The organism is Candidatus Peregrinibacteria bacterium (assembly GCA_030700255.1).
Lineage (GTDB): Bacteria > Patescibacteriota > Gracilibacteria > UBA1369 > JABINC01 > JABINC01.
The window spans coordinates 1-5442 of sequence record JAUYJN010000012.1 but is presented as its reverse complement, the minus strand read 5'-3'; the positions used below and the strand labels follow the sequence as shown (position 1 = coordinate 5442).

5 protein-coding genes are annotated in these 5442 nt (G+C 34.0%); all 5 read right to left on the bottom strand.

The features are described 5' to 3' along the window. Window positions 1-267: 267 nt before the first annotated feature. The 5 genes from Q8P68_01680 to Q8P68_01660 all read right to left on the bottom strand — a co-directional run bounded on the left by Q8P68_01680 (window position 268) and on the right by Q8P68_01660 (window position 5262). The gene (locus tag Q8P68_01680; GenBank protein MDP4007879.1) at window positions 268-534 is read right to left on the bottom strand and encodes a hypothetical protein; all 267 of its coding nucleotides are present in this window, start codon (window positions 532-534) and stop codon (window positions 268-270) included. Between the two features lie 191 nt (window positions 535-725). Beyond that, window positions 726-1385: an HNH endonuclease gene (locus tag Q8P68_01675; protein ID MDP4007878.1), complete on the bottom strand. Its 660-nt coding sequence runs from the start codon at window positions 1383-1385 to the stop codon at window positions 726-728. A gap of 206 nt (window positions 1386-1591) precedes the next feature. Next, the gene (locus tag Q8P68_01670) at window positions 1592-2371 is read right to left on the bottom strand and encodes a nucleotidyltransferase domain-containing protein (protein MDP4007877.1); all 780 of its coding nucleotides are present in this window, start codon (window positions 2369-2371) and stop codon (window positions 1592-1594) included. A 336-nt stretch (window positions 2372-2707) separates the two neighbouring features. Continuing rightward, on the bottom strand, window positions 2708-4501 hold the full coding sequence (locus Q8P68_01665) for a DUF262 domain-containing protein (protein MDP4007876.1): 1794 nt from the start codon (window positions 4499-4501) through the stop codon (window positions 2708-2710). A 338-nt stretch (window positions 4502-4839) separates the two neighbouring features. Then, window positions 4840-5262, bottom strand: coding sequence for a hypothetical protein (locus Q8P68_01660; GenBank protein MDP4007875.1), 423 nt, complete (start codon window positions 5260-5262; stop codon window positions 4840-4842). Window positions 5263-5442 lie beyond the last annotated feature (180 nt).

Genomic DNA, 5442 nt, shown 5'->3' with positions numbered 1-5442 from the left:
AGCCCATTACAGCAAATACTCTTTTTACAAAGCTATCTGAGTTAAGCCAGCCTTTGTAACTGTAAGTTTCTTCTTTTTTAGTCATAGTGATTATATGTTAATTAATAATAAAAATTTAAGCAAATTATTTCACATAACGTCCCAGAATATGCGATGTTTGTCAGCGGTATCATATGCCCGAAGGGCGACCGCTGGCAAATATGGGTGTAGCGACCAATGGGAGCGAAACCGCATATTCTGTGTTGTACGATGTAAATTTGCGCCCCCTCATTTGTGAATATTTTTGAGCCACCATTTTTTGAAAATAGGTACAGATAATGTTGAAAGTACAAACGCTACAGATGGCACAACAGCGTTCACAAATGGATCAGGTAACTTTGCAACAAGGAAAAATATGACGATTACAATATAAGTGAGAATCAAAATCAGCAGCTTGCGAGTCCAGCTTGTTTCCCATGCTTTATCAGCTTCAACACGCTGATTGCGAGCCTTGATTTCATCGAGTTCTTTTTTGATTTGATCAATAGTAGTCATATTTTTCCGAGTTTTGTTTAAGTATAGGGCGCAAATTTATTTCGTACAACGTTTCGGCATATCTGACGTTTCGCCACCACCTTTATTTTTTTAAATAGAGTGGCGAAATGTGGCTTTAGCCCTTACAGATATGCCGTGTTAGACGATGTAGTTTGGCTTTTTCCTTATTATTGACTGGCTATAAATAACTTTTATTCCAAATTACTTTTACCTAAATTACAATTCTGGCACAAGGTTTGTAGATTTAAAATTTCGGTCTCGCCACCATTACTCCAAGGTTTTATGTGATCAACATGTAAAATAGTCTCCGAATTTTTTGCTGGACTAGCGCCACACTGAACGCAGGAAAAATTATCTCGTTTCAATACTTTGAAACGCAACCGTAGCGAAGGGTCTCTGCTCGTCTTCTTCGGAGATTTTTCGGCGCTGTCCTTGTTGATGGAAGTGATATCTTTCCCATTTGCATATTCGATAAATTCCTTCATTGCGACTGACCAAGAATTAAAGCGCCGATTGTAAGGACTTTGAGTAATCACTGAAGGTTTAAAATCTAAATCCCTTCGAGTAGGTTGTTTGCCTTTATGTTGCCAAATATTGAGAATGTTTTCAAACAGTTTCTCATCTGAATAGTTATTAATATTGCCAGGCTTTAAACCAATTTGTTGAACTGCCTTATTCCAAGTGCCAAATCGTCTTGTAATAGTAGAAGGGTCATATTTCCCAAGCGTAACATAAAGGCTTTGAGATAATTTTTCCGTTTTTAATTTTTTCGCTACTGACTGTAAATCTTCAATAATATCATCAGTAGAGACTGGTTGATTTTTTGGTGGCGAGTATTGAAATTGATTCATAAAAGTTATTTATAGCCAGTATTTTAAAAATGAAAGCCAAACTATTTCGTCTAACGTTCCAGAATATGCGATGTTTGACAGCGGTATAATATGCCCGAAGGGCGACCGCTGGCAAATATGGGTGTAGCGACCAACGGGAGCGGAACCGCATATTCTGTGTTAGGCGTTGTCGAGAAAAAGGCATTATAAATAATGGCAAAAACAAACTACAACTTTTTTTCAACTTCTTCTGTCAGCCAACTCCCAAAATCATTAAGGAATTTCCCTAACTCTTTTGTGTTTGTCGTTGGTTTTTTGGCTAGTACAAGAGCTTTCTTCATATCAGTAGACTGCTTTGGGTAGTATTTGGAAAAAATCTCATAAGATTTATCGAGATCTGTTGTCCAAGATTGTTCTTGTTCCATCACCAAGCAAAAGCCTGTACGGACTATTTTCCTCATAGCACTACTACAGATTAAACTCACTTTTTGAGGACTATGTGTTGATTTGAGCTCTTCAAGGACTGCTTTGATATGTTTCTCAATATCCCCATTAAAGGCTTTTGCGACTCTTTTTGAAGGCTTGAAATTTGGGAGGTTTTTTCCAAAATTTTCACCATAAAGACAAACACAAAGATGCTTTATGCAACAGCCCCAACCATAAGTATCCTTTTTGACTTCGTTAGTATGTGTTAGGGAAATTCCAACACCGCGAAACTTACTTAAGTGATGTGCGGAAAGATTGTCTTGAAATTCCTCGATATCTTTCTTGATTTTGGGAGTTGGTTTCCTGCGCAAGATTAGAAGTAGGTCTAAATCCGATGATTTAATTCGTGCTTTTCCAGTCGCTACACTGCCATAGAGATACAAACTATAAATTTTATCACCGAATTCATGAATGACTTCATTTTTGATTTTATTGAGGACTTTTTGAAAAACAGGCTTAACTTTATTTAGACCTACTTCGGTGATAATGAATCCATTTTTATCTACGCCATATTTTTTCATATCTTTAAGAAGAAGTTGAAATTTAAAAAAGTTTGTTTTTGCCTTCCGTATTTTAGCCTTTTTCTCGATTGCGCCTAACGTTAGGGATATACGAAGTTTTTCTGGAGCGTAGCGGAAGAAAAATTTGGGTGAAGCCCGAGCCGAGGGCTGAACCGTATATCCCTTGTTATACGCCCCGACGACTGAAAGGAGGAGAGCGCAGCGTGGCTTGAGTTCAAAAAATATTTTTCTTTCTTACTCATTATGATAGGCTTTCCTCGTTAATTATAAATTTGATTTTTTTCGTTTTGAAAAATGAAAGAGGGGTTAGGGGTGAATTTCATTTTTCAAAACTCCTTATTCTTCTTCTTTTTCTTGAATTTCTTTTGTATCTATTACTTCAAAATTAATTCCTTCAAGAATACTTTTTAGCTCATTAATTATTATGTCAACTCTTTTTTCTATAAATTGGTCTAATGCGTCAGATGGCATTTTTTCCATTCTCGCCCATTCAATTATTTCTTTTGGGAGTAAGTGCGATTCAATAACTTTTTCAAAATTAGGATTTTTATCATAATCAGTAATGTAATCTAATGGATTTTTATCACTTATTTCTAAGTTAGTAATTTGTGTAAGATAAGCAATATTCATTAAACTATTATTATCCAATTTATTATTCTCTCTGTTGTTTTCAATGTAATTTGTTGGAAAAATATGATGTAAATTTGGTTTATCTGTTGAAAAGAAAAAATTATCAGCAATAACATCTCTATCAGTATATTTCCAATCTTTTGGTTTTTTACTTGAAAATAAAGATAAAATGGCTCTTGAACGAGTTCCTTTTGAGCTATAAGTAACTTTTCTAATTTCTTCTTTGTCTATTAAAAATCTATCAAACTTGTAATCTTCTTTTATTTTTTCTTTATTTAGAAATTCAACATGAGCATTTATATCTGTGGTATTGCTTAATAAATCATTCCTATGCATACTATTGAACCAAAAATATTTTTTCAAAAATTTATAATTTGGGTTTTCATTGTTATAGAAATAATTTGCGATTGTTAAATAAAAATATCTATATGGTATTAATTGAGGACCTTTTATGTTTAAGGTATTTTCAAAGAAATCAAAGGTTTTTAGAATTGCTTTTTTGGCAGGATCCCATATTCTTTCAATTTGTTCAGTTTTAATATCATTTAAATACCTCGGGGTAATATTATGAATTCCTGAGTTTTCAATATTTTCACGAATAATAACTGCTATTATTTGCAGATAATCAAAATCGCTTATCTGTAAAAATTTACTGTTATTTATTTTTTTGAATTCATCAATTAAGTCCCTTAAATAAAATCCATCTTCCGTTTTTGTTTTTGGTCTAAATGTTTTAGCAACAACAATATCAAAAATATCCAAGGGTTTGCCTGCTTGATTAATTCTTTCAAAAATTTGACAAACTTCTGAAACTTGAATTCCTTTTAATTCAATAAATGATAAACGATAATTATCAAGAACTTGCTTGATTCTCCTTAGCTCTTTCCAATAAGGGTGATTGTATTTTTGATTTACATCTGGGTGATTAACTACTTTTTCTTGAATTTCATCAAATTTTTCTTTTATATCCCTTAATTTAAAAATAAGGCCTTGTTCAAATTTATTTTTTCTTCCAGTATTTCTTTTGAAAATGCCATTTTTATCATCAATCTCGCTCCAATATAGAAATCTTTTTTTGTAATTTTCGTCATCTGTGTCGTTTTCACTTTCAATAGAAATATCAAAATACAAAGTGGGATCAAAATCTCCCTTACCCTTTATTTTTCCACCATACAAAGCCGTCAATAAAGATGTCGTTCTTTGTTGTCCGTCCAGTAAATATTGAAATTCTGTTTTTGTGAGAACATCATCTGCAATTTTATGCCCGCCAATTTTTCTGTGATTTTGTAATTTTAAACTTGTTTTCCAAACAAGAATACTTCCTAACGGATAGAACTTATAAATACTGTCCCATAATTTTTTCACATTTTCTTCTTCCCAAACAACATCTCTTTGAAAAGTTGGTATCTGATATTCTTGACTTTTTAAATCATCCAAATATGTCGTGATACCTTTGTCGGTTGGTTTAATTCTGTCTGTAAAATTCATTTTATTTTCCATAATATTTCCTATGTTATAAATTAAAAGTTGTTAGCATTATATAAGTTTTTCCCTAAATATAAAATCGTTTTCGGAACGGAGTGGAGAAAACACCATATTATCCCCCTCTTTAAATAAAGAAAAAATCAAATTTATTCTCCTTTGAAAGCCTATCAGTCCTTATTCTTTGTTAGAAAAATATTTTTTGAATTGCGTATAACGTCCATGAATAACTGAAGTTTGGTGGCGGTAAAATTTGGAGCGGAGCGACATACCGCCGCCAAACTTGGGAGAGCGAACGGAGCGATAGCGGAGTGAGTGAACCAGTTATTCATTGTTAAGTGATGTAAATTAGAGATTTATTCATCTCTCGCAGTGAGATGAATAAGTTCTGGCGGGACTTTCCTGACTTGGATTTTTGACACTTTGTTTAAGTGTAATTTTACTAAACGATGAAGGCCATCTAAAGTAAGCCATTTACCCTTCTTGTTTTTCATGATGTCGATTGGGTAGGAAATATCGGCATTGAGTGTTTTATCTCTGTGGTAAGGATATTCGTCCATATTATCCATAACTTCTTGTGGTGTAATGACGATATTTCCGTCTTCATCTTCCCAAAATGGAATGTCAAAAATCCAAGTCAATTCACTAATGTCCATTTCTTCTACCGGTACCTCCAGTGCCCATAGTTTTTCGTTGTCCCGCCAGAACGGCAAATCAAAAGAATGCTCCTCATGACGAGGATCAACATATATTTCTTTGTTTGGCTTTTTATCTGTCATAGATAGTTATTTGATTTGCCATCTCTAATTTATTTCACTTAACGGTTCGCGGTTGTGCGAACTTTGACGTTGGTATAATAGCACGGTGGAGCCGTGCCAACCAATGGCAAAGTTGGGTGTAGCGAATTGCAAATGAGCGAAACCGCACAACCGCTGTTGTGCCGCCCCGAAGGGCAAGCG

Bases quoted from the DNA above. Each gene is read 5' to 3' on its own strand.
- Q8P68_01680 (MDP4007879.1), bottom strand. From the start codon at position 534: ATGACTACTATTGATCAAATCAAAAAAGAACTCGATGAAATCAAGGCT.
- Q8P68_01675 (MDP4007878.1), bottom strand. From the start codon at position 1,385: ATGAATCAATTTCAATACTCGCCACCAAAAAATCAACCAGTCTCTACT.
- Q8P68_01670 (MDP4007877.1), bottom strand. From the start codon at position 2,371: ATGAAAAAATATGGCGTAGATAAAAATGGATTCATTATCACCGAAGTA.
- Q8P68_01665 (MDP4007876.1), bottom strand. From the start codon at position 4,501: ATGGAAAATAAAATGAATTTTACAGACAGAATTAAACCAACCGACAAA.
- Q8P68_01660 (MDP4007875.1), bottom strand. From the start codon at position 5,262: ATGACAGATAAAAAGCCAAACAAAGAAATATATGTTGATCCTCGTCAT.